Origin of the sequence: Phaeodactylibacter xiamenensis (assembly GCF_965229835.1) — a bacterium.
GTDB lineage: Bacteria > Bacteroidota > Bacteroidia > Chitinophagales > Saprospiraceae > Phaeodactylibacter > Phaeodactylibacter xiamenensis.
Genome location: NZ_OZ245931.1, coordinates 933,209 through 954,695, shown reverse-complemented (window position 1 = coordinate 954,695; position 21,487 = coordinate 933,209). Strand labels below are relative to the sequence as shown.

Annotated in this window: 17 protein-coding genes; 2 read left to right on the top strand and 15 right to left on the bottom strand. The window is 51.5% G+C overall.

What is annotated here, in order from left to right:
- Positions 1-44: 44 nt before the first annotated feature.
- The 14 genes from ACO08I_RS03535 to ACO08I_RS03470 form a co-directional block, all read right to left on the bottom strand.
- Entirely contained in the window at positions 45-1,469 is a 1,425-nt protein-coding gene (locus ACO08I_RS03535) for a T9SS type A sorting domain-containing protein (protein ID WP_421948502.1), read from the bottom strand.
- A 460-nt stretch (positions 1,470-1,929) separates the two neighbouring features.
- On the bottom strand, positions 1,930-2,685 hold the full coding sequence (locus ACO08I_RS03530; protein ID WP_421948501.1) for a 3-keto-disaccharide hydrolase: 756 nt from the start codon (positions 2,683-2,685) through the stop codon (positions 1,930-1,932).
- Between the two features lie 120 nt (positions 2,686-2,805).
- Entirely contained in the window at positions 2,806-3,030 is a 225-nt protein-coding gene (locus ACO08I_RS03525) for a hypothetical protein (protein ID WP_421948500.1), read from the bottom strand.
- A 9-nt stretch (positions 3,031-3,039) separates the two neighbouring features.
- Positions 3,040-3,432, bottom strand: coding sequence for a sulfatase-like hydrolase/transferase (locus ACO08I_RS03520; protein ID WP_421948499.1), 393 nt, complete (start codon positions 3,430-3,432; stop codon positions 3,040-3,042).
- 204 nt (positions 3,433-3,636) lie between these two features.
- Entirely contained in the window at positions 3,637-4,251 is a 615-nt protein-coding gene (locus ACO08I_RS03515) for a hypothetical protein (protein WP_421948498.1), read from the bottom strand.
- An 11-nt stretch (positions 4,252-4,262) separates the two neighbouring features.
- Positions 4,263-5,540: a sulfatase-like hydrolase/transferase gene (locus tag ACO08I_RS03510; RefSeq protein ID WP_421948497.1), complete on the bottom strand. Its 1,278-nt coding sequence runs from the start codon at positions 5,538-5,540 to the stop codon at positions 4,263-4,265.
- A gap of 6 nt (positions 5,541-5,546) precedes the next feature.
- Entirely contained in the window at positions 5,547-6,911 is a 1,365-nt protein-coding gene (locus ACO08I_RS03505; protein WP_421948496.1) for a sulfatase, read from the bottom strand.
- A 67-nt stretch (positions 6,912-6,978) separates the two neighbouring features.
- Positions 6,979-9,354, bottom strand: coding sequence for an alpha-L-rhamnosidase C-terminal domain-containing protein (locus tag ACO08I_RS03500; protein WP_421948495.1), 2,376 nt, complete (start codon positions 9,352-9,354; stop codon positions 6,979-6,981).
- 17 nt (positions 9,355-9,371) lie between these two features.
- Complete coding sequence (locus ACO08I_RS03495; RefSeq protein WP_421948494.1) at positions 9,372-10,898, bottom strand: sulfatase family protein; 1,527 nt, start codon at positions 10,896-10,898, stop codon at positions 9,372-9,374.
- A gap of 5 nt (positions 10,899-10,903) precedes the next feature.
- Entirely contained in the window at positions 10,904-12,307 is a 1,404-nt protein-coding gene (locus ACO08I_RS03490; RefSeq protein WP_421948493.1) for a glycoside hydrolase family 28 protein, read from the bottom strand.
- Between the two features lie 83 nt (positions 12,308-12,390).
- Entirely contained in the window at positions 12,391-13,932 is a 1,542-nt protein-coding gene (locus ACO08I_RS03485) for an arylsulfatase (RefSeq protein ID WP_421948492.1), read from the bottom strand.
- 72 nt (positions 13,933-14,004) lie between these two features.
- A complete protein-coding gene (locus tag ACO08I_RS03480; RefSeq protein WP_421948491.1) occupies positions 14,005-15,264 on the bottom strand; it encodes an MGH1-like glycoside hydrolase domain-containing protein in 1,260 nt (419 codons plus the stop codon).
- A 69-nt stretch (positions 15,265-15,333) separates the two neighbouring features.
- Entirely contained in the window at positions 15,334-16,362 is a 1,029-nt protein-coding gene (locus ACO08I_RS03475) for a zinc-dependent alcohol dehydrogenase (RefSeq protein WP_421948490.1), read from the bottom strand.
- A 6-nt stretch (positions 16,363-16,368) separates the two neighbouring features.
- Complete coding sequence (locus ACO08I_RS03470; RefSeq protein ID WP_421948489.1) at positions 16,369-18,324, bottom strand: GH39 family glycosyl hydrolase; 1,956 nt, start codon at positions 18,322-18,324, stop codon at positions 16,369-16,371.
- A gap of 75 nt (positions 18,325-18,399) precedes the next feature.
- Here ACO08I_RS03470 and ACO08I_RS03465 point away from each other — a divergent pair, with 75 nt between their 5' ends.
- Both ACO08I_RS03465 and ACO08I_RS03460 read left to right on the top strand, forming a co-directional pair.
- Positions 18,400-19,170 carry a formylglycine-generating enzyme family protein gene (locus ACO08I_RS03465; RefSeq protein ID WP_421948488.1) on the top strand — a complete coding sequence of 257 codons (771 nt, stop codon included), beginning with the start codon at positions 18,400-18,402 and terminating at the stop codon, positions 19,168-19,170.
- Positions 19,171-19,183: 13 nt separating this feature from the next.
- Positions 19,184-19,930, top strand: coding sequence for a formylglycine-generating enzyme family protein (locus ACO08I_RS03460; protein ID WP_421948487.1), 747 nt, complete (start codon positions 19,184-19,186; stop codon positions 19,928-19,930).
- A 153-nt stretch (positions 19,931-20,083) separates the two neighbouring features.
- Here ACO08I_RS03460 and ACO08I_RS03455 read toward each other — a convergent pair whose 3' ends face one another.
- The gene (locus tag ACO08I_RS03455) at positions 20,084-21,445 is read right to left on the bottom strand and encodes a hypothetical protein (RefSeq protein ID WP_421948486.1); all 1,362 of its coding nucleotides are present in this window, start codon (positions 21,443-21,445) and stop codon (positions 20,084-20,086) included.
- Between the last annotated feature and the right edge of the window lie 42 nt (positions 21,446-21,487).

Genomic DNA, 21,487 nt, shown 5'->3' with positions numbered 1-21,487 from the left:
AGTTTCGATTTACTTTTGGCGAGTAGTTTACTAACTCACGTACTTTACTTTTTCACAAAAGGCGCTGTCCCTAATATCTTCCCATTCTCTAACGAACGTATGTTTAGGTGATAAAGTCCCGGAGTAAGCCCGCTGACTACAATGCCATTGCCGGTAGTATCTCCGGTTTGCCAGAGCAAGAATCGACCATCTGTAGAATATATTTCTGCAACAGTATGTTCCCAACTCGTATTTGATGGCAAGTCCACAAAGATCTCTGAGGTAGCAGGATTGGGAAATACCGTTAATGGGGGGGTAATACCTATGCCGATCGTCTCACTTTCAACCAGTAGTCCCTCGGCATTAGTTCGGACAATCAAGCATTTGTTTCCTACCCCCTGCTCGAAGAACCATCCTGCAAAAGTAATATGATTAGCTGAGGCAAGGATGTCATTGCCGGCTCCATTAATGGTTAGCCCATCAGTGCCTTCAATAATTCGCGACCAAATACTATCCCCGTTTTGATCTATTTTGAGTAATACTGGACCGCCACCGGTTGCCCAACCGCAGAGCACCATCGCTCCATCAGGTGTCTCCGTAATGCCATACGCAATTGCTCTGCCGGGAAAGTCGTAAGAACGTGTCCATAATTCTTCACCCCCGTAGCTCACTTTTTTGATTACCATCTGTCCCTCGGCGATTCCAAATTGCCCTTTTCCACCAACCACTACAAGCCCATCAGGTAGCAAGAGTGCATCCTCAAAATACTCGTTATCTTGGTATTCTCTTGTCCAATATTCCTCCCCGGCAATGCTCATAGCTTTCAGGAAAGAACGGACATTACCCGATAAACTAGGGCCATAGCCGCCCACAAAAATTGTATCTCCCTGACCCTCTATAAAGCTGATCATGGTCTCATAGTGGATACTAGAATTCTGAAAGGTATGGGACCACATCATACTATCTGCCTCCATATTGTAACGCCAGACAAATCCTTTTTCGCGGAAGGAGTGTTCCCCATCCATCGTACCTCCCAGGATATAGTCGCCATCATCAATAACATGCAGCCCGGACTGCAATTGTAAATTTGGAATATTAAGAACAAATGAGTCTACTGTATTACCTTGCAGATCAGTTTCATACAACATTGTATAATGATAACCAATCAAAGTATCAGTAGGGTGGGTGACATTACTTAGGACAAACCCTTGTTGACCAGGGCGCTTCTCAAGGTTGTCAGTAGGCGAGCCATGACTATTGAGGTAGTCTTGTGGTCCGTACTGTTGCTGCCATTCATATTCACCTTCAGCGTTCACCTCGATTAGAAATGTACCGTTGAGCCCACCAAAGACTAAAAATTCCTCATTTTCCAGTGGAGCTAATTTATAGGCGACTCCGGGAAAATCTGATTTTACGAAAAGGGGTTGGCTAACTCCCTTGAAGGTGAGAGAAACAAAGAAAAGCGCAAGTGCAAGAACAAGAGATTTCATGGTGAGTGGGTTGAGTTACATACAATAGACTTGATTCGTCTGGATCATTGCAGGGTTAGAATGGCTATTTCCTTCCCACGCTATGCTTTTTTTTAGTCACTTAGCTCAGGATAAGCTCCTAAAAAAGCCAGCGCATGTTCGAAGATAGCTCGTTTTTCCTACTACACTGACCCGATGCATCAAGTCTAATCATCCTAAAATACAAATTTTCGATGAAAATAAGTTGTATTGACCAGCAATAGGTAAACTCCATTACGCTGAAAGACCTTAATCCTCCGGTTTTTAATTTTTAATCTTTAGCACGTATTTTTACCGATCCACCTTACGACTTCGCCGCCCGTTGTTAATCATCATGGCTTTCTAAAGCTTAAAATCTGCCCCGCTGTTTCTAATTCCTTTTTGATACCAGCATACTCCACATCCTGAACATCAATGTTGTTTTCAATCGCATGTTCAGCAATCACGGCAGCACTCTGACCCAGATATTTCTAAAGCTTACCAGATCGCCGTGATCCTGGAGCATGATAGGTGCTTCGCCATGAGGAATGTAATAGGGCGTGCCTTTGTACGCTGTGCTGCCATCAAGTTCAACGGCGTTCTGTACCACTATCCCGTTATGGATCACGGTCAGTTTAGCTTTGTTTTCAACAGCGCCGTTCTTTTTGAATGTGGGGGCGGTAAAGATAATATCGTACGTTTGCCATTCCCCTTTTGGGCGTGAAGCATTGACCATTGGAGGGTACTGTTTATAGACCGAAGCTGCCTGTCCATTGCTGTAGGTTCTGTTTTTGTGGGAATTCAGTACCTGTATTTCGTAGCGTTCCATAAGGAAGATGCCGCTGTTGCCACCTGCCTGACCTTCTTTATTATTGTCAGCTGGAGTGCGCCATTCAATATGTAGCTGAATACTGCCAAATTTCTTTTTGGTGGAAATGTAGCCTTTTCCGGGATTTACAGTCATTGCCCCTTCATCCAGCGCCCATTCTACTTCCCCACCATCTTTTGAATGCCATTCTGAAAAATCTGTTCCATCAAAAAGGATTAAGGCATCCGAAGGTGGAGCGCCGTATGTTTCTCCGGGAGTAATAACTTCGGGTTCATTGTCCCAGAATTCCGTCATTGCCGGATTTACATCCGATCTGTCGATTTTTTGGGCAATGGCAGCTACCGAAAAGAAAATGGTGGGAACGAGAAAAATAATAAACTTGATCCGCATGGTTTGCTACTATTTTAAATGGTGAATCGATAACCATATGGTTTCTAATCAATGATAACTTTAGGTTCTTTCAAGGGGGGCATGATTTAGCAAAGCTGTCAAAATACTATTTTTTTGAGCTTACCGCTTTTTTTCTCCCATAATTGGCCAAAAGGGACTTGGTTTATGCTCCTTCCTGATGATAGCCTCAAATTCCTCAACCAAATCCGCACGCTCGTAGTGCCAGTTGTACAACTCTTCGGGGTCTTCTTCGAGGTTGTAGATTTGCAAGGGGCCACCCATCCATTCCTTTACCCCTTTCCATTTGCCCATGCGCACCGCAAATTTAGCATTAGGCTGGTCCATATAGGGAAATTACCAATAGAGGTAGTCACGAGCCAGCGTATCGGCTTTGCCCGTAAGCAGGGGCACCCAACTTGTACCATCGGTTCTTTGGGGTGTATTTTCTGCCAATTCCCCCGCCGTAGCCATAAAGTCGTAGTAGGCCACAGGCTCTGCACTGACTTTTCCAGCCTCAATAACCCCTTCCCATTGGGCGATGAATGGCACCCGAATCCCGCCCTCAAACAAGTCGCGCTTCATACCCCGAAAAGGGCCATTGGAGTTGAAAAATGGCACATCGTGGCAGAAATGGCGCTGCCCGTTGTTGCTCATAAACACGATCAGTGTGTTTTTGGCAATGCCCAGGGAGTCCACTGAATTAAGCAATTGCCCCTGACTGATTGCCTTGTTGCCTGGAGCAGGCAATAGAAATGATTGAAAGTAAAAAAAAGAAATATCTCATTTGTTAATCGTCTATTTTCTCAAAAATCAAAGCATCAGCAAACACCAACCCCTGGCTCCCTTTTGTGCAGATATCGAGAAAGCTTTCCTGACCTCCTGCTAAATGAAATTCTCCTATTGTCCTTGACTCGGAGGGATGCCAGTCCAACTCCTGTAAGCCTTCATTGGTCATGATCCGCACCCGAAGCATTTCAGTGGCTTCCTCGCTGTAGGGCAAGGTAGGGTGAGCATCGGGATGCAGTGAGATAAGGTATCGCCCCGCTTGCAGATCGGGCTGGTAGCGGGCGAAACCTTGTACTGCTGTGCCTGCCCACATGCGGTAGCTGCCATGCCCTTGGAACCATGGTTGTCTTTAATGAAGTCCTCAATATCATTCACGGCATCGAAAAAGATAGTAACACCATTGATGTGATAAGGCTCGTAGTATGACTGCTGTGCCGAAACGATGCGGTGCAGGGTGAGGGGCTGACCTTCGCAGAGTAATGTAGCTTGCATGCGGTATATGCATCCGCTCCGCCACTGGTTCTCAGGAAGATCATAGATATAAACGGGTTCGGCTGCTGTCTTTTGCAGGACAAAAGTGCGCATCTGACCGCTTTTCAATTCGTACACGAGTGTATCCCCCCAGTCCATTTCCACAGCTTTTAGGTAGCCGTCTGATACGTAGGAATAGGTGTGAGCCACGGCCACGCAGGAAAAAGAACAGAAAAGTAAGATTAGGGTATAAGACCTGCTTTGTGTAAAAAGCATTTTGCTCATCTTTTCCAGGTTTAAAAGTTGCATATGGCTGATTTTTAAGGATTTCGAAGATTCAGTCTTTGGCTGCGAAGTACGGGCGACAGGCTATTAAAAGCTTCCTGTGCTGCTGCTTCGGAAAGGTCTGCTTCCTTTTCCTCCGGCAGGTTCCGGCAATCCACCAATCGCTCCCCCTTGTGGTGCAACCGCCACTGCCCATCAAAAATCGCAAAGTCATCTTTGATAGCGCCGGTTACCCATGACCGGTGCTGTTCCTGCTGCCCGTTAAGTACCGGATGCAAAGAGCGTCCATCCATTGTGAGCTGAGAGGGCAGAGGTACGCCTGCCAGAGCACAGATGGTTGGGAAAAGGTCGGTCATGTCGACCAGTGCCGCATTCGTAGTGCTATCGGACAGACCAGGCCCAGCAATCAGAAGCGGCACATGCATTCCCCCTTCGTTTAGATCCCATTTGCCACCGTGGACGAGCCCGGCGCGCGTGGAGCGAGGGGTCTGAGATTGAGTGCCATTGTCCCCGACAAAGATGATGTAGGTATTTTCAGTAATGCCCAGGCGGTCTACAGCGGCCATCAGTTCTCCTGTGATCTGATCAAGGTAGGTGATCATACCGTCCAGGGAAGGATCGGTTCCGTTAGCCCGGTCATCGGGCGTATCAATGATGGGGACATGTGGTAAAACCATATTGTGCTGTATGCAAAAGGGTTGTCCCCTGTTAGTGGCTTTGGTCATTTCTTCAATGACATATTGAGCCATAAGGTCAGGTCCAAATGAGATAGTGTCCACCGGAACGATAGCGCCGTCCTGATTGTACGTGGCGTTCCAGTATCGCTTGGTTTTGGCACCGTCTTTCCAGATTTGCCAGACGCACCAGGACTCAAAGCCGGCCTGCTTGCAGTGGTCAGGATGGTACTCCAGGGTGGCCAGCTGCCATTTGCCGGTAACGGCAGTATGGTAGCCTTGTGCCCGGAGCAATTGGGCATAGCTGGTAAACTGCTTAAAATCAACTGCTTCCCGGGTGCCCTTGTGCACAGGGAGTACCTCCGTGTAGCCATGCCGGTGGGCGTACTGCCCGGTGTAAATGCTCATGCGGCTCGGGGTGCATACCGGGCTGGTGTAGGCACGTTCAAAACGAACACCGGAAGCAGCGAGACGATCCAGATTTGGAGTATGGACTCCGATACCCCCGTAGCAGCCCAGCTTTTCATAGCCCAGATCATCGGCTACGATTAGCAGGATATTGGGCGGTAAGGTATCCTGGCTAATCCCCGCCTGGTAAAACATGACCAGGGCAGCTAACGCCAGTATTTGCTTTTTCATCGCAGGTTATTTTTGAAGGGGTGGAAGTGGAGCGATACTGGCTTCGAAGGCTGCCATCCTGGCTTTTAGCCCGGCTACTCTATCAGGGTACCGATCTGCAAGATTCCGCTGTTCACCGGGATCCTGAACCAGATTGAACAGGAGGTCATCTTCGTGTGGCATAGGCTCGCCGCGGGCGCGGTCCGGATTGGCCAGTTTGAGCTTCCAGGGGCCGGAACGAACGGCATTGAGCTGATCAAAGCGGTAAAAAAAGAAATCGCGCTCAGTAGTGGGTTTCAGCTTCAGCAGGTCTGTCCCATTTAGCTTGAGCTCCCTGGGCAGCGTGTAGCCGGTGATGGCCGCAAAAGTAGGCAGCCAGTCGCACATGATTCCAGGCATGGTGACAACCTCACCTCCTTCAAAATATCCTTTTCCGTAAGCAATAGCAGGTACTCGAATCCCGCCCTCAAAGGTGGTCTGCTTCCGCCCCCGCAACGGCGCATTGCTGCCACAGGCTTCCTTATTCCCCCAGCGCTGAGGCACCTGCCGGGCACCGTTATCACTGGAAAAGACAATGATAGTGTTGTCGGAAAGCCCGAAGTCTTCCAGTGCCTTTAGGAGTTCGCCCACGCTGTTATCCAGTTCCTGTACCACATCGCCATACAAGCCATACTGTGAGGAACCTTCAAACTCCGCAGAAACGAAGAGGGGCTCATGCGGGAAAGTATGCGGCCAGTACAGAAAAAACGGCTCTTCCTGGTGCTTCGCTACGAACTGAATAGCTTCGGCCGTATACCGCTGCGTGAGCGTAGGCTGATGCACCGGCTGATCGATGATAGTGGTGTCCCGGTACAGGGCGAGTAATTGTTTGGGCTTGTAGTTGGGCTTCCAGGGGCGGGGCCAGTCCATGTCATTGGAATACCGCAAGCCGAAAAAGTAGTCAAATCCATGCTGACTGGGATGGTACTGCGGCTGATGCCCCAGGTGCCATTTGCCGATACAAGCGGTAGCGTAGCCCTGCGCTTTGAAGAGCTCAGCCATAGTGAAGGTAGCTGTATCCAGCCCGCCTTTGCTCCAGGGGAAAAATACGGGCCCAATGCCATTCCGTATGGGGTACTGCCCGGTAAGCAGCCCGGCACGGGAGGGCGAACAAATAGGAGAAGTACTGTAAAAGTCAGTATAGCGTACGCCCTTTGCAGCGAGTTCGTCCAGGTGTGGGGTATGTATGCTGTCGGCACCATAGCAGCTGAGGTCTCCGTATCCCAGGTCATCAGCGTAGATGAAGATGACATTGGGCCGTTGCTCCCCATTGGGTTGAGCGAAGGCAGTGGCTGTAAGCAAAAGGAAAAAGAATACCGCGCCAGCTTTGTAAAAGGGTATATTATGATTCATAATTTGTTCTTTTTAGTATACTCACGCACAAAGTAAAACGCTTCACAATTTTTACGAATACATCCATCTACAGCCTATTGGTTCCTGTAGTAAGTTCGATGGCGCCCGTTTCCGTAATCAATTCACCGGTAGTGCCTGCTGGTAATTCGACAGTTCCGATTAACTTCCCGTTTTCCTTTTTGAGGGCTAGCTTTATATTCCCTTTAGGGTGGGGGTGCGTACATTGTAGCGTTTGGCCTTCTCCCAGCTGAGGCGCGACCCGTACGGCCTCAAACCCGGGCGCAGCTGGCTTTACACCCGCAGTAATGGTGTACAAATGGTAGTTTGGGCTCGCTCCCCAGGCGTGGCACTCTGAGCGGCTGCGCAAGGTGGTTTCCGGCCAGGTGGTGACCCCGGCGCGAAGCATCGTTTTCCAAATGCCCAGATTGTCAAGGTATTCCTGCCCTAATCCGGCAGCTTGCAGTGCTTCAAGCTGATAGAATTGCCAGTAGACTGTGGGCTGTGTCAGGGTGGTATCGGTCAGGGCGCGGCGCATGAGCTGAGCGGCGGCTTCCCCTTGTACAATACCGGTGAGTATAGCAAGATGGTTGGTATGGGTAGAGTAGTGGATGCCCTCCGGGGTGTCGGTATAGAGTTGACGACTGCTGTTCCAATAGTACTTCGGGATTGCTTCCATAAGGCCCTCGGCTGCACTCTGATACTGATTGTAATAGTGGAAGTCGCCGGCGTAAGTTTCCAGCTCCATCGCCCACTGCAAGGCAAGTAATAAATGGAGGTCAACCAGTGCCGAATAGCCGTTGTCATCAAAGGGCGCTTCGCCTCTTGGGAATGCCCAGTCCACGAAGTTGTGGTAATCAGGCCGCCGGACAGTACCATCCTCTCGCAGCCGGTCCAAAAAGTAGCCCAGTAAAATGCGGGCAACCGGCAGCTTCTGCCGGATGAATGACTTGTCGCCCGCGTACATCATATAGTCGTGCAGCATCCCAATCCAGTACAGGCTGTAGTTGGGGATGTAGTAGGTGGAATTGGTCGGGTAGCGGGCCGACAAAAAGCCCTCGCTGTTGAGCGACCAGGAAAATTGCTCGATGGCGTTTTTACCCAAACTGGCATCCCCAAACAGCACATAGCTGACCAGTGCCTGCACCCGGGTATCGCCTTCAAACTGACTCTCCTCGTAGTAGGGGCAATCCATATAGGTATCGTGAGCACAAAGGCGGATGGTCCGCTCCCCAACCTCAAGAATCTTGTCGAGTGTATCCTGCTCAGCTTCGGGAATTCCTTCTATACGGAAGGAGGCTTCTGTGGTAAAGGGGTAAGTGGAAAACCGGCTGTAAAAGTCTTCGATAACCAATGGCTCTTCCTGAGTTTCCACAGTCATTTCGATATACCGGAACGCCCGCCACCAAATCGGTTCGTAAAGGCGCTTTTTGCCGCCATCCGCTGTAAATTGATCGTAATAGCCGATCAGCTCTTTGCCCGCTATTTCGCCGCGGTGCCCCTTGTTACGGTCTTTTACAGGGCCGATGTTGGGAGCTTCCACATATTCCAGCCGGATGCTCGCGCCCTTGCCGCCACTGACTTGCAGTACCGGGTAGGCTGTGGTCATCACGCCCTGATCAAATACCAGTATAGTTCTTGTTTTGGCCGGGATGGTTACCGGGGCGGCTTTTTGAGGAAAGCTTTTCGGAATGACAACCCCTTCACTGCGCCTTACGCTTTGGAACCGCTGATCGGTTAGCGTTTCGTGCGGGAGGGTGCGCGGGGTCAATTTCCAGCGGCTTGCCCAAATACAGGTTTTGGCGAAAGCGCTCTCCACCCGCTGGGCTGCCGGCCATTGGCTATCGTTATAGTCCAGGTCGCTCCAGCCCCAGTAGAGCTGCTGCCCATCCACCATTTCCCGGGAGCCACCACCGTAGTAGCCCTGCACCTGACTGCCGTCCACCAGATTGGGGGAATAGGAGGGGTCGTAGATGGCTTTCCAGCCTTTGCCGGTATTCAGGAACCGGAAGGATTGGTCGTCGGCAGCCAGCACAAAGCCGGTCTGTACACTCATTTGAGCGTCCGGTGGATGGGAACCGTAGTTGAGCACTTGCACCGCCAAAACGTTCTTTCCGGGTTTCAGATAGGGGGCGATATCGGTAGACTCATAATACCAGTGATTGAGGTCGCCCCGCTGTGGCCCGTAGGTTACCCGCTCCCCGTTTACGAAGAGCTGATACCGGTTATCCCCGCTGCTGTGCACTATCAATCGTTCCGGGACGGTGTCCAGTTCAATGGTTTTGCGGAAACGGTGCATGGCGTAGCTTTTCCAGGGGGCATTTGCTGGTGCAATCCACTGTGCGGGCCATACCTGAGTAAGATCTTCCGGCTGCGCGGGTAAAAACGGGCTGCACGAAAAGTAGGCCAACGCCGTAAGCGCGAGGGTGGTTAGTGTGCTTTTCATAGCATCAGTTTTTTGCTTTAATCTTTTTTCATCCAGTCCAGCTGCTTCCTCGGGTATTCCCCATCGTTGGGTTGTGGCGGGCCGGGGGTGCTGCGCCCCTGTTCGATGTATCGAGTCAGAAGATGCTTTAATGAATCTGCCAGGGCGGCGTGCTGATTGATCAGATTGTTTTGCTCTACGGGATCAACAGACAGGTTGAAAAGCTGAAACGGAGGCAGGGTGTCTATACCGGCATCAAGGGGGGAGGGGACGGACCAACCACCCGAGCCCGGGCAAAGCGCCAGCTTCCAATCGCCCTGCCGGATGGCAAATTCTCCTTCGATGCTGTGATGAACGGTAGCCGTTCTTTGGTAGCCCGGTTGCTGTTCGAATAAAGGAACCAAACTATAGCTGTCCTCTCCGGCATTTTCCGGTAAAGCCTGTCCGGTAAGTTCAGCAGCGGTCGCCATCAGGTCGGTCAGGCAGATGGTGGTGCCGGAATGGCTTTTTGAAGGAATAACCGCAGGCCATTTGGCAATGAAGGGTACCCGGTGCCCGCCTTCGTAAATATCAGCTTTGTGCCCCCGGTAGATGTGGCTGGGTTGGTGCCTCTTTTCCGCCAGTTCTTCGAACTTTGCCCTCGGCGAACAGCCATTGTCGCTGGTGAAGATGAGCAAGGTGTTGTCGGATATACCGGTGGCTTGAAGGGTGGCGTTCAGCTGGCCCATATAGTGGTCGACCATCATCACAAAGTCGCCGTAAGGGTTAAGCCCGCTTTTGCCTTGCCACTCCGCCGAGGGTAGGATGGGCGTGTGTGGGGAAGGCAGTGCCAGGTAAAGAAAAAAAGGCTCCGGTTGTTCTGCCCGCTCCCGGATGTACTGCATGGAGCGCCGGAAGAAATTTGGCGTGACCTCTTCGTGCACAAAATCAGGAGCGGTAAGCCCGTCCCGCCAGAAGCCCTGATAGTCTTCGTTGGCTGTTCTTTCCATTGGCACGGCTGTGGGCATATGGTTCTCCACGTACACGTAAGGTGGAATGTCCAGTGAAGCGATGTGCCCGAATGAATAGTCAAAGCCAATGCTGTTGGGCCCATTTTGGATAGGCTTGGAAAAATCTATTGCACCATGCTCATCTTTTGCCCAGTCCCACCCCAAATGCCATTTGCCAATAAAGGCGGTATGATAGCCGGCGGAGTCCAGCAAAGCGGCCAGCGTCAACCGGTCTTTAGGGATGAGCGGGGGCGAATCGCCCCTGAGTACGCCTCTTTTTAAAGTGGACCGCCAGTTGTAACGCCCGGTCAGCAGGCTGTAGCGGGTAGGGGTGCAGACCGAAGAGGAGGTGTGAGCATCCGTAAAAATCATGCCTGCCCGCGCGATACTATCTAAAGCAGGCGTACGTATCTTGCTCTGAGGGTTGAAGGCTCCAACATCCCCGTAGCCGAGGTCATCTGCCAGTACGATGATGATGTTGGGAGGATCTGCATACTCTTTTGTTTCGGTTTGAGCGTTTTGGCAGCCCAGCGTTAGTATCACTAAAAAAGGAATAATGATCCATTGTGTTTTCATGGCTATTACGGCTTATGGACAATTTGTTTTTTCGCACCCTTCGGATCAAAATCCAGAAAGCGTAATCTTTCATTTTGGACATCCTCCATATAAACGGCGGGGCGTTCGTCCGGCTGATCTAAGGTAGTGGTAATATTATCCAGTGTTAGGTTTTTCACGTGCCGTAAGTAAAGAGCGTAGGCAGGATAGTTAGCATCTCTTTTAAACATGCCGGGCCAGGGATGGTGGCTGGAGTTTTCCGGCAAATCCGAAAACACATCGCTGGCTTTTATGCCTCCTTCATGTTCAATGTGTATATTTTGCAGTGTTAGGTTTTCGATGTAATGACCGGGAAATCCGGTTATTGTGCTGGTGTAGCGGTTACTGGTTTTCTTGCAGATGATGTTTTGGATTTTGATGTTTTTCATCTTCCCGGGTGGAGGTGTGTTAACGCCATCCTTATACAGCCTTCCACGGTCGCCCAGTTTAATGAAGAAGGGGGCATAGCATTCTTCCATCACAATATTGGAGATAATAACACCGTCCATAGTACCTCCATCGGTGATTTCCAAGGCAATCCCGGAGCCGTTCATCTGCTGCCGGAATTTGTCGAAGTGTTTGGGTTCGTAGGAAGAACGTACGACACAGTTATTAATAACAATATTTTTGAAGCCGCCCGACGATTCCGTACCGGTCTTAATAGCGGTGATTTTACTGGCAAAAATACAGTTCTGTACCGTGATATTGATACAATCCCGTGCGCCCCGCCCTTTCAAAATGAAGGCATTATCATCTGTATCCAGGATACAATCGCTCATCACCACATCCTGGCAGCCATCCAGGTCGATACCGTCTCCGTTGGCGTTATCATGAGCATGGATTTTTACGCCCCGGATATTCATGAAATCGCAGCCCAGATAGTGCTGTGCCCATTCCTGTGGCGCATAAGAAGTGATGTCTTCAATCCGGACATTGGTGCAGTAATAGAGCATAATGGTCTTAGGGCGTGGTGGTTTGTGCCATTTGCTCCCGTCATCGGTAAGCGGGTACGCCCGGAAATCCTCGCCTTTGCCACCCTGTCCGTTGATTATTCCACTGCCTGTAACTGAAATATTGTTGACCTGATTGCCCATGATGATGCCCGAGACTGCCGCTGCAGGCCCACCCTTAGCTCCATAAGCTTTTTCATCTGTAATCCATTGGTAGTCTTTTTTGCGTACGCTACCGAGCAGCGTTGCACCTGCCATCAGATGCAGTTCCACATTGTCTTTCAGGAAAAGCGATCCGGTCAGAAACTGACCCGGCGGGACGATGACTTTCCCACCACCTTCAGCGGCTGCGGTATCGATGGCAGCCTGAATGGCTTGAGTATTGAGGGTAATGGAATCCCCAACTGCTCCAAAAACCTCGATATGGTATTCGTGAGCCAATGCTGATGGAGTGGGTTGGGCCCTACAAACAGCAGAAGCCAAAAGTAAAAGCAGAAGAATTGGGATAGGTTTTTGTATACGCATTATTCAAGGTATTTTTCTGGTAGCGTGAAGGAATGAGTCCTGGCTTCCCATTCGGTATAAAGGGACATCAGCTCCTGGTACTTTTCAGGCTTTTCTGATGAAAGATCATTTTTTTCAAACGGATCAGTCGCCAGATGATAGAGGGCCCAGCCTTCCGACCAGGTGGTTTTCAGAAGCTTCCAATCTTCGGCTATGACTGCTTTGTTGCCCATGTGCTCCAGGAATAGTGGGCGCTGGGGCGAAAGCAGGGTGTCCGCCTGGGACTTCAAAACCGGGCTCAAATCAATGCCCTCTGGTTGATACTGCTCCGGAGCAGAGATGCCGGCCAGCGATATCGCAGTGGGCAGCAGGTCGATTACGTGCCCTTCCTGCCGGGAAATGGCGTGTAAGCCCTTCGTGAGGTCCGGGTAAGAAATAATACAGGGCGTGCGCATGCCACCCCAGTAGGAAGACTTTTTGTATTGCTGATAGGGAATGTTGCTGACCCAGGCCCAGGGCTCCAGATAGGAAGTGTAAGAGCCTCTTTGCCCAATTGGAACATCCGGGTCATTCAGTCCCCGGCGGGAGATATTGGCATCGGTAGCGCCATTATCAGATACAAAAACAATGACGGTGTTTTCGTAAAGCCCCTTATCCTTCAGTGCCTGCATCACCTGGCCAATACCAATATCCATACGGTAGATCATGGCTGCGTAGACTGCCATTCTTCTGGCCCATTCCTGTTGTTCGGTTTTAGAAAGCGTATCCCAGTCCGGTATGCTGCCGGGCTTTTGGGGCAGTGACAGGCCTTTTTCAATAAGCCCCTGAGACTGCATTTTAGCAAATCGGTCCCGGGCTATTTCATCCCACCCCGCCAGATAGCGCTCTTCAAATATCTTGACATCCTCTTCCAGCGCATGTATCGGCCAATGCGGAGCGGTATACGCCAGATAAAGAAAAAAGGGCACTTCCGGATTGTGCTGCCGGATATAACTTACAGCGGTATCCGAAAAGGCGGTGGTCATGTAAAAACCCTCAGCCGGGGGCTCCCAGCGGGTATTACCATTGACCATTTTTCGTTCCCTCTTCTGTTGTTTGATCAGCTCAAAGTAGCTCGATGCCCCGCTGATCAATCCGAAGTACCGGTCAAAACCATATTGCAGCGGCCAATACTCCGGTGCTTCCCCAAGGTGCCATTTGCCGACCATGTAATTTTGATAGCCGGCTGGCTTTAGCGCGGAGGCAATCGTCACCTGATCTTCAGACAAATAGCCCTGATATGGACCTGGCTCCGCATTTGGCGGCCAGTCAACCATACAACCCATTCCGGCCTGATGCGGATACTGTCCGGTCAGCAGAGCTGCTCTAGTCGGACAGCAGCGGGAGGCATTGTAAAACCGGTTGAAGCGAATGCCATCCCGGGCGAGCTGATCGAGGTTCGGCGTTTCAATTTCTCCGCCAAAGCAGCCTATATCCGAATAGCCCATATCATCTGCCAGAATATAGATGATGTTAGGAGAAGGATTAGATTTGTTTTCAGCAGATGGGCTACAGGTACTCATTAATGATATAAGAAGTATGAATAGGCAAGGCTTTATACTGCTGTTGAAAATTGCATTCATAATTGTCGGTGATTAGATGATCGCCCCCAGCGTATTCCAGTTTACAAATCCCGGGTGGGTAAGCCCTTTGCCTGTTTCCGGGTCATAATACTCATGCAGGTGGTTGTTCGTCCGAATATCATCGGCTAAAGTTTTGGTAATGCGGGAGGCAATGGTTGTTGCTGCTTCCTCAAAGCCGTAGGCGCGCAGGCCTTCGCAGACCATAAAGTTGTTCACCACCCAGACCGGTCCCCGCCAGCAGGATGGGTTGGAGCTGACCCTGACTTCATAGGCAGGCTCATTTTTGGCCAGGGAGCGCATGCCAGCAGGGGCGAGCAATTTGGATTCGTCTATGAGATGTCGCTCTACCATGATCCTGGCCCGCTCCGGAGCGGCAGCACCCGCCCAGATGGGCATCAGGGAAGTCCAGGATTTAAACTTCAACGGTGTAACCCAAGTCACTTCCTGATTGACTTTTCCAGGACGATGGTAGCCGACATCAAGGTTGTAATAGCATTGGTCTATGGGGTCCCAAAGGAGTTTTTCAATGTTTTCCTGAAGCGCGTGGGCTCTATCTTCCCAGAAGCTCACCTCCGTTGGCCGAACTTGCCTGGCAATAGTCTCCATAGTGCGGTACTCCCTGAACATCATGCTGTTGAGATAGACGTCAACTGAAGAATTTAGTGGGCGGCAGTAGACGCCGGGATGATCATCCACCCCACTGCCGCGGTGCGACCGAAAGGTGAGCAACCCCAATTCAGTCCCCTGGCTTTCCTCCCAGTGCAGGCAGTGCTTTTTCAGGCCCTCGTAGCTCTCAGCCAGCAAGCTTTCTTTCCCATTGTACTCAAAGGCCATCAAAGCGAATTGTGCCATCAGAGGTTTGGCGCTGTTTTTATCGCTATCAGGAGGGCGTGTGGCTCCGTTTTCTTTTTTGCTCCATTTGGTAATGGCATACGGAATGGAGCCATCAGCCCGCTGGAAGTCGAGAAAGTTACGGATACAGCCTTCGGCTACTCCACCGACTTTTTCTTTCCAGGGCTGAAGGCCGCGGAGGGAGAAGTAGGCATCCCAGTCCCATAAAATGCCCTTATAAGCGGCACCGGGATCGATAAAAGGGTGTTGCATAGCGCCAACCGGTGGGTGGATACGGTCGGGAAAAGATTGCTCGATAAAGTCACGGATAACTTTCCTGTTTTGGTTGTCTTCGATCTGACCGGGATCAGGCCATGGTAGCGGAAGCATGACGATACTACCTGCGGTGGCAGCTTTATTTAAAAAATTTCTTCTGGTCATATTGGATGGTGTTTATCGGTATGGGCCTTACTGACCTGCATGGATTGACCATTCAGAATAGCTTCCAGGTCACCGGCAGTCAATCAACACATGAATACTCTCGCGGTCTGATTTGTCATCCCGCAGTGTAAAAGCTTCTCCCACTTTTTCCAGCGGGAAGCGGTGGGTGACCATTTCCACGGTATTGACAAGCCCGTCTTCTACCAACTGAAGGCCTTCCTGCCAGAACCGGCGCATATCAATGTCCCGCTTGGGTTCGGTAGAGTAAATATCCACGCGCTTTTTGTGCATCTTAAAGAAGTCAAAGGGCTCCTCACAGGGGCCAATGCAGCCATACGTCACAATACGGCCCCCGAATGCACAAGCATTAAGCGCATCCACCATGCCCGCGCCTTCCAGGAGGCAGGGAATGACCACGTCGAAGCCATCGGGGAAGTCCTTCCCAACGATATCCATCGTGGGGGTGTCCTCGGACGGGATCTGATACGTATGGGTAGCACCGTACTTTTTTGCCAGTTCCAGCTTGGCCGGGTTGAGGTCGGTGACAGCCAGGTTTTTGGGGCTGAACAGGCTGATGACTTGTGTCATGACCAGCCCGCTAACGCCCTGACCAGTGATGAGCACACTGGTATTGGACTGAATGTTGGACAGCTCCGCAGCGTGCAGAATACCAGGGAGCACTTCCAGAGAACTGATTTCTTCGTCCGGAAAATTATCGGGTACGACCTTCACGTTGAAGGGCGTACAAACGATGTATTCCGCGAAAGCGCCCCACACATATCGGCAGGAAACCCGTTGCCCAACCTTTAAGGTATGCACATTTACCCCTACTTTATCAACTACACCGGAGACCTCATGCCCGAGCCTGCCCGGAAAGGACACAAACTCCGGTCGGCGGATGCCCCGGTAGGTTTCTATATCCGAACCACAAATACCCACATAGTGCATGCGGATACGTATTTCATCGGGCCCGGGTTCCGGGATTTCAGCGTACGCCATTTCTATCTGTCCGGGCTCTTGCAAAACGGCAACCCGTTGCGCATTGGGGTGGCTGGCCTCCACGAATGAAAGGTCCGCCAGTTGCATTTTAGATGCCATGGGTTCTTATTTTTTTACGGTAGTAGTGGTAGAAAATGGGCCGGCTTGTTTCGCGTAGTCAACTGCTCTCACCTTAAACTGCCAGCCATCGGCTTCTTCTGTAGGGTAGGCAAAGCCTTTGCCCAGCAGGTGGGTGGGGTTCACTTTTTTAAACCCGGATGCGCCCGGTGCCTTGCCATAGACCTCATAACTCAGCAGATTGCGGTGAGGCTGCTCGTCTTCCCACAGCAGCATAACCATGTCTTCGCCGTTGTTGCCTTTGTAGAGGTTGTAATTCAGTTGGTTGGGTGCATTGGGCCCGGTTTTGGATTCCGGGGCCAGAATGATGACACTAATGCCACTCGATGGGAAGTCAATGGACTTGGAGAATTTGCCGCCACTTGTTTTGACTTTTTCGTTTTCGGTAATTGCCGGCTCCATAGTGGCAGCCATTCCCAGGTACTGCTCAGTGGTGGGGTCCTCCGGGCTGCCCATTGCGGTCCAGGTGCCGTAGGGGTTGGTATGCTCATCATCTACCCGGTAATGAACCATTTGGTAGTCTTTTCCGGTGAGGCCTTCAAGTTGCAGGGTTAGCCGGGCACCCTGACTATTTAAGGCTTCCTGATGTTCCGGAGTGGGCTTCATGGTGGGCTTCCAGTTCAATGCTTTCAGGTCTAGCTCGGGTTTGTTGAACAGCATCGCAATGACGGTACCATCAGCTCGTTTAGTCACCATTCCACCAAGGTTGGGATATTGCTCATCATCAATGCCCTGCACATCGTAACGGGTGTCGCCCAGCAGCTGCATAAGGGTCATGACGGTAAGAGAGGGTTGCTTGATGAGAAAAAATTGCTTAACCGGCGTCCGCTCATCTTCTTCCTGTCCTACTACCCTGGCCCCGCCCTGACGGGCGCTGCCCCGGGTATCCTGATCGTTGTCGCCGGGCAGAAATCGGGCGAGTTGTGTGCGTTTGCCCCAGCTACCGAGGAAGCCATGGTCATTACTCAGTATTCGGTAATCGATATCCAGAGAGTCGATAATCAACCGGTTGTGGAGTTCCACAGATTGAGCGATAAAGGCACCGTACCATGGGCCCGTCCGCCAGTAGAAGGGGATGCCCCAGCCCGCAAGCGGGTCAGCTTCGTCATTAAAAACGGGAATACGCTCTCGGAATTGAGGGTAGTCGTTCTCAAAGTAGCGCCAGTTACCCAGCTCATCTTCAATCATTTTGTGGGGCGTATTCTTGCGGTGGGTCGACACAAAATCAATCCGCACGCCCTGCTCACCGGTGAAGTAGTTTTTGCCGTAAGCGCAGTGCTCCAGCAGAAGTTTGAACCAGGGCTTCACGCCTCTGGCATTGCCTGGACCACCGAACTTGATGTCTGGATCTGCTTCCCGCAGCCCTTCGCTGCAGGCATCATAATAATGCAGGAATTTGACGTACCCCTGATTCCAGAAGTGCCAGACATCGGGCTCATTTGTGTTTTCAAACCACCAGCTTTCCACCGTTTCTTCCCCGTAGCGGTCGATGAGGTGGCGGGCCAGATCACGCACAAAGTTTTTCCAGCCATACAAATCCTTGGGGTCACCAAAGTCCAGCTCCCGGTCAGTTGGGTTGCCCATGAGCTCAAAGATGAGGCGGAACCCCCGGTTGACCATAACATCCAGCTTACTGTCCAGCCCGCTCCAGTCGTACGTGGGCCTGGGCGTGCCAAAACCTTCGACCTTCACATGATCAAGCAAATAGTGGGGGCGCAGGAAGAGAATGGATTCCGAAGCTTGCAGGTAGTCCAGCGTCATATGCATATCCGGGTAGTCGAGCAAGTCAGAGGGTGAAAACCCCGTGCTGCGCCAGTACTTTTCAAAGGATTTACCCTCTGATCCGAGGTCAGCGGAGAAATTGATCTTGGGAAGGTCCTGAAGATGCGCACTTAGTGGCGTTAGTAAGAAAGCCAGCAGCGCCAAACGGCAAATGATAGTCATAATGGGTTACAGCTTTTTAATGTTCTGGTCTTTGCTTTGAAGATGAAATTCAAGACCTATTGTAATCGGAATTTTATGTCTAGAGTATTTTACTTAGTAGTTGCCCTGATTGGCTGGCCGTTACTGACCGGTGCTCAGGCTTCTGTCAGGACTGTGTTTTTGCCGGACAGTAAACCTTTGTATTTTCAGTACATCAGTGCAGGCCAGTTTACAATGGGTAGCCCGGAATCTGAGCCGGGGCGTGACCGGGATGAAGGGCCACAAAAGAAGGTGGATATAGAAACAGGTTTTTACCTGGGCACCTACGAGGTCACCCAGCAACAGTGGTTATCCGTAATGCATTATAACCCGGCTGTTTTTAAGCACCGGCCTAACCATCTGCAGTTTCCGGTAGAGTCGGTCTCCTGGTCAGAAGTACAGCTATTCCTGGAGCAGCTTAATTGTATGGGGCTGGGGCATTTCCGCCTGCCTACCGAAGCGGAGTGGGAGTACGCCTGCCGGGCGGGCACAGATACGCGTTTCTATTGGGGAGAGGAGGAGAACTGGACCGTCCACCGCAATGCCTGGGCCAACTCCCGGTCGATGGCAGAAATCCATCCGGTAGGAGAGAAGCCACCGAACCCCTGGGGATTGTATGATATGTCGGGTAATGTGTGGGAGTGGACTTCAGATAAGTATCAGCCCTACGACGAAAGCCGCCCACCGGTCGATAGCCTCCGGGTATTCCGGGGCGGCAGCTGGTTTGATTTTGAGAATGCCGTCCGTTGCGCTAATCGCCACAAGCATGGCACCGCGCAGGGGTATCCGGCCATTGGTTTACGATTAGTATATGAGCCTAATGAATAAATTGAAGTGGTTAATGCTCAGCCTGCTGCTGAGCAGTACTTTGCATGCACAGGGAATCCGCACCTTAGAGCTGGGAGAAGGCTTGGCCATAACTTTCGTCCGCATCCCGGCGGGCACCTTCGAGATGGGCAGCGAACCTGATGACCCCCACGCCCAAAAAGATGAATTCCCCCTCCATAAGGTCACGCTCACTAAAGATTACTTTATAGGGCAGTACGAAGTTACCCAAGCGCAGTGGGAAGCCGTTATGGGCTATAACCCTTCCACCTTTAGGCATCCGGATCGCCCGGTGGAGATGATATCCTGGAACGATGCTCAATTATTCATCAGGAAGCTGAACGCATTAGGGAAAGGAACCTTCCGCCTGCCCACCGAGGCAGAATGGGAACGGGCCTGTAAACTGGGCGGGTACTCATTTCGTGACGATGAAAGGCAAATCATCCCCTGGCAATTGCGGCAGTACGGCTGGTTCCATTCTCAGTCAGAAGGGCGCAGCCACCCGGTGGGGCGCAAGAAACCCGGAGCCTTCCAACTCTACGATATGATGGGCAACGTCTGGGAATGGTGCAGCGACTGGTACGGTCCCTACCCGGATTCAGCACAAACCAACCCTGCCGGGCCAGAAACGGGTGATATAAAAGTCTACCGGGGCGGCAGCTGGTTCAATGAGCCCGCAGCGCTCCGCCCGGCTAACCGCCACCGCCATCCGGTGGATGTACGGTTTACGAATGCGGGGTTGCGATTGGTTATGGAGCCTTAGGTGGAGGTTGGTTCCGGGTGCCGCCTAAGGGAAGGCTGAGGATGAGGTTGAGACCGCCCAGGGAGCGACAGCTTGCTGTCGCCGCCAGGAAGACCACGCTTAGCTTCTCAACCTCAACCTCAACCTCAGCCTCAACCTCAACGACGATCCCCATTATTCCACCCGGATCAGCGCCACACGGCTTTTTCCATCATCTTCATTGTTGATCTCCAAAGGCTTACCGGAGCCGGGTTGCCGCACTATGCTCCATTCTGATTGGTCAATGTCCAGCCACCGCAGCGTAATAGCATCTGAATCGGGTAAATTGAGGCGCACAGCCCCGGTTTCGGGGAAGTACACCGCATAAGTTTTTCCGGATATGCCAATAGCATATGCCTCATTAGGGCTGGCATTCATCAGGATTTCCGGCGTGGCGGTGGCTTCCCAAAAGGGTAGTGCATCGCAAAGCATACGCATGCTTTTGATATTAGCCTGAGCGACTGCTTCCAGCCCATGCCCGGAGTTGGGCCGGTGAAAGCGAACAGAAGCGGCGCCGAGAAAAGCGCTCCGCCAAAATCGCTGTACCCCGTCAATGGCGCTGCCGTGTTTGTCTTTTCCGTAAGTTTTAACGGTATTTAGTGGCTTGGGGTGGGAAAGGGCAGCTACTTTTTGGCGGTACGCCCGGCCGTTATCGTAGTGTTCCTGCCCCTTTTTGTGGTTGTTTTGGGAAATATCCAGGAAAGTAAAAATATCATCGTGGAACAGGTTGGTGAGGTGGTCCGGGTGGTCGAGGTCATGTGGGTCCCAAATTTCGGTAACGTGGACGGTGCGCCCGGCCAGTTTGGCTTTCGCCCGGATGTAGCGTGCCCAGAACAGCGGCCAGGTAGCGGTTACGGAAGTTTCATTATCGATGCAGTACAGGACGTTATCGTGCTTCAGGCTGATGTCCAGCAGCTGGTCCACAAAACGCTGCTGATAGGCAAGTAGCTGGGTGTTGTTGTCCATTTCCGGCACTGACCAGAAAAAAGGGTTCTCCCGAAATATAGGGTGGGTGGAAACCGTATCCGGCAGACGCGTACGCCTTTGGTTGAGGGTGCTGTTGTTTTTGGGGTTGAAAGGGTTATCCAACCAGGGCTCCCGGTAGAAGTCAAAGGTGGCCCAGACTTCCACCTGAACGATGATGCCCCGTTCATCTGCTGCTGCCAAAAAATCGGCAAAGCGCTGCCAGTATGCCGGGTTGAATTCGCGTAGGTTGTACAAGCCATCAGCTCCTTTTGCGAAGGCCCAAATATTGCCCTCGTCCCGGGAAGACATGGTGCAGCGGACGTAATTCCCGCCCAGGGATTGCAGCAGATCCAGTTGTTCCAGGTAGTCCGGGCTTTGAAAGAGGTTGTCTTCGTTGGAACCGCCAATGAGCATCACAGGCTTGCCCTTGTAAGTCCAGTACCAGGGATTATCCGGATTGATGTCGATGGGCTGAGCTTGTATATAAGACAGATATAGGCTGAACAGCGAAAGAAGTAGCAGATTTCTCATAGGGTAGGTTTTAATCCTCTAAAAGTAAGTTGGTGAGCAGTG

Excerpts from the sequence above, each read along its gene's own strand:
- ACO08I_RS03535 (WP_421948502.1), bottom strand. The coding sequence starts at position 1,469 with ATGAAATCTCTTGTTCTTGCACTTGCGCTTTTCTTTGTTTCTCTCACC.
- ACO08I_RS03530 (WP_421948501.1), bottom strand. The coding sequence starts at position 2,685 with ATGCGGATCAAGTTTATTATTTTTCTCGTTCCCACCATTTTCTTTTCG.
- ACO08I_RS03525 (WP_421948500.1), bottom strand. The coding sequence starts at position 3,030 with ATGGACCAGCCTAATGCTAAATTTGCGGTGCGCATGGGCAAATGGAAA.
- ACO08I_RS03515 (WP_421948498.1), bottom strand. The coding sequence starts at position 4,251 with ATGCAACTTTTAAACCTGGAAAAGATGAGCAAAATGCTTTTTACACAA.
- ACO08I_RS03510 (WP_421948497.1), bottom strand. The coding sequence starts at position 5,540 with ATGAAAAAGCAAATACTGGCGTTAGCTGCCCTGGTCATGTTTTACCAG.
- ACO08I_RS03505 (WP_421948496.1), bottom strand. The coding sequence starts at position 6,911 with ATGAATCATAATATACCCTTTTACAAAGCTGGCGCGGTATTCTTTTTC.
- ACO08I_RS03500 (WP_421948495.1), bottom strand. The coding sequence starts at position 9,354 with ATGAAAAGCACACTAACCACCCTCGCGCTTACGGCGTTGGCCTACTTT.
- ACO08I_RS03495 (WP_421948494.1), bottom strand. The coding sequence starts at position 10,898 with ATGAAAACACAATGGATCATTATTCCTTTTTTAGTGATACTAACGCTG.
- ACO08I_RS03485 (WP_421948492.1), bottom strand. The coding sequence starts at position 13,932 with ATGAGTACCTGTAGCCCATCTGCTGAAAACAAATCTAATCCTTCTCCT.
- ACO08I_RS03480 (WP_421948491.1), bottom strand. The coding sequence starts at position 15,264 with ATGACCAGAAGAAATTTTTTAAATAAAGCTGCCACCGCAGGTAGTATC.
- ACO08I_RS03475 (WP_421948490.1), bottom strand. The coding sequence starts at position 16,362 with ATGGCATCTAAAATGCAACTGGCGGACCTTTCATTCGTGGAGGCCAGC.
- ACO08I_RS03470 (WP_421948489.1), bottom strand. The coding sequence starts at position 18,324 with ATGACTATCATTTGCCGTTTGGCGCTGCTGGCTTTCTTACTAACGCCA.
- ACO08I_RS03465 (WP_421948488.1), top strand. The coding sequence starts at position 18,400 with ATGTCTAGAGTATTTTACTTAGTAGTTGCCCTGATTGGCTGGCCGTTA.
- ACO08I_RS03460 (WP_421948487.1), top strand. The coding sequence starts at position 19,184 with ATGCTCAGCCTGCTGCTGAGCAGTACTTTGCATGCACAGGGAATCCGC.
- ACO08I_RS03455 (WP_421948486.1), bottom strand. The coding sequence starts at position 21,445 with ATGAGAAATCTGCTACTTCTTTCGCTGTTCAGCCTATATCTGTCTTAT.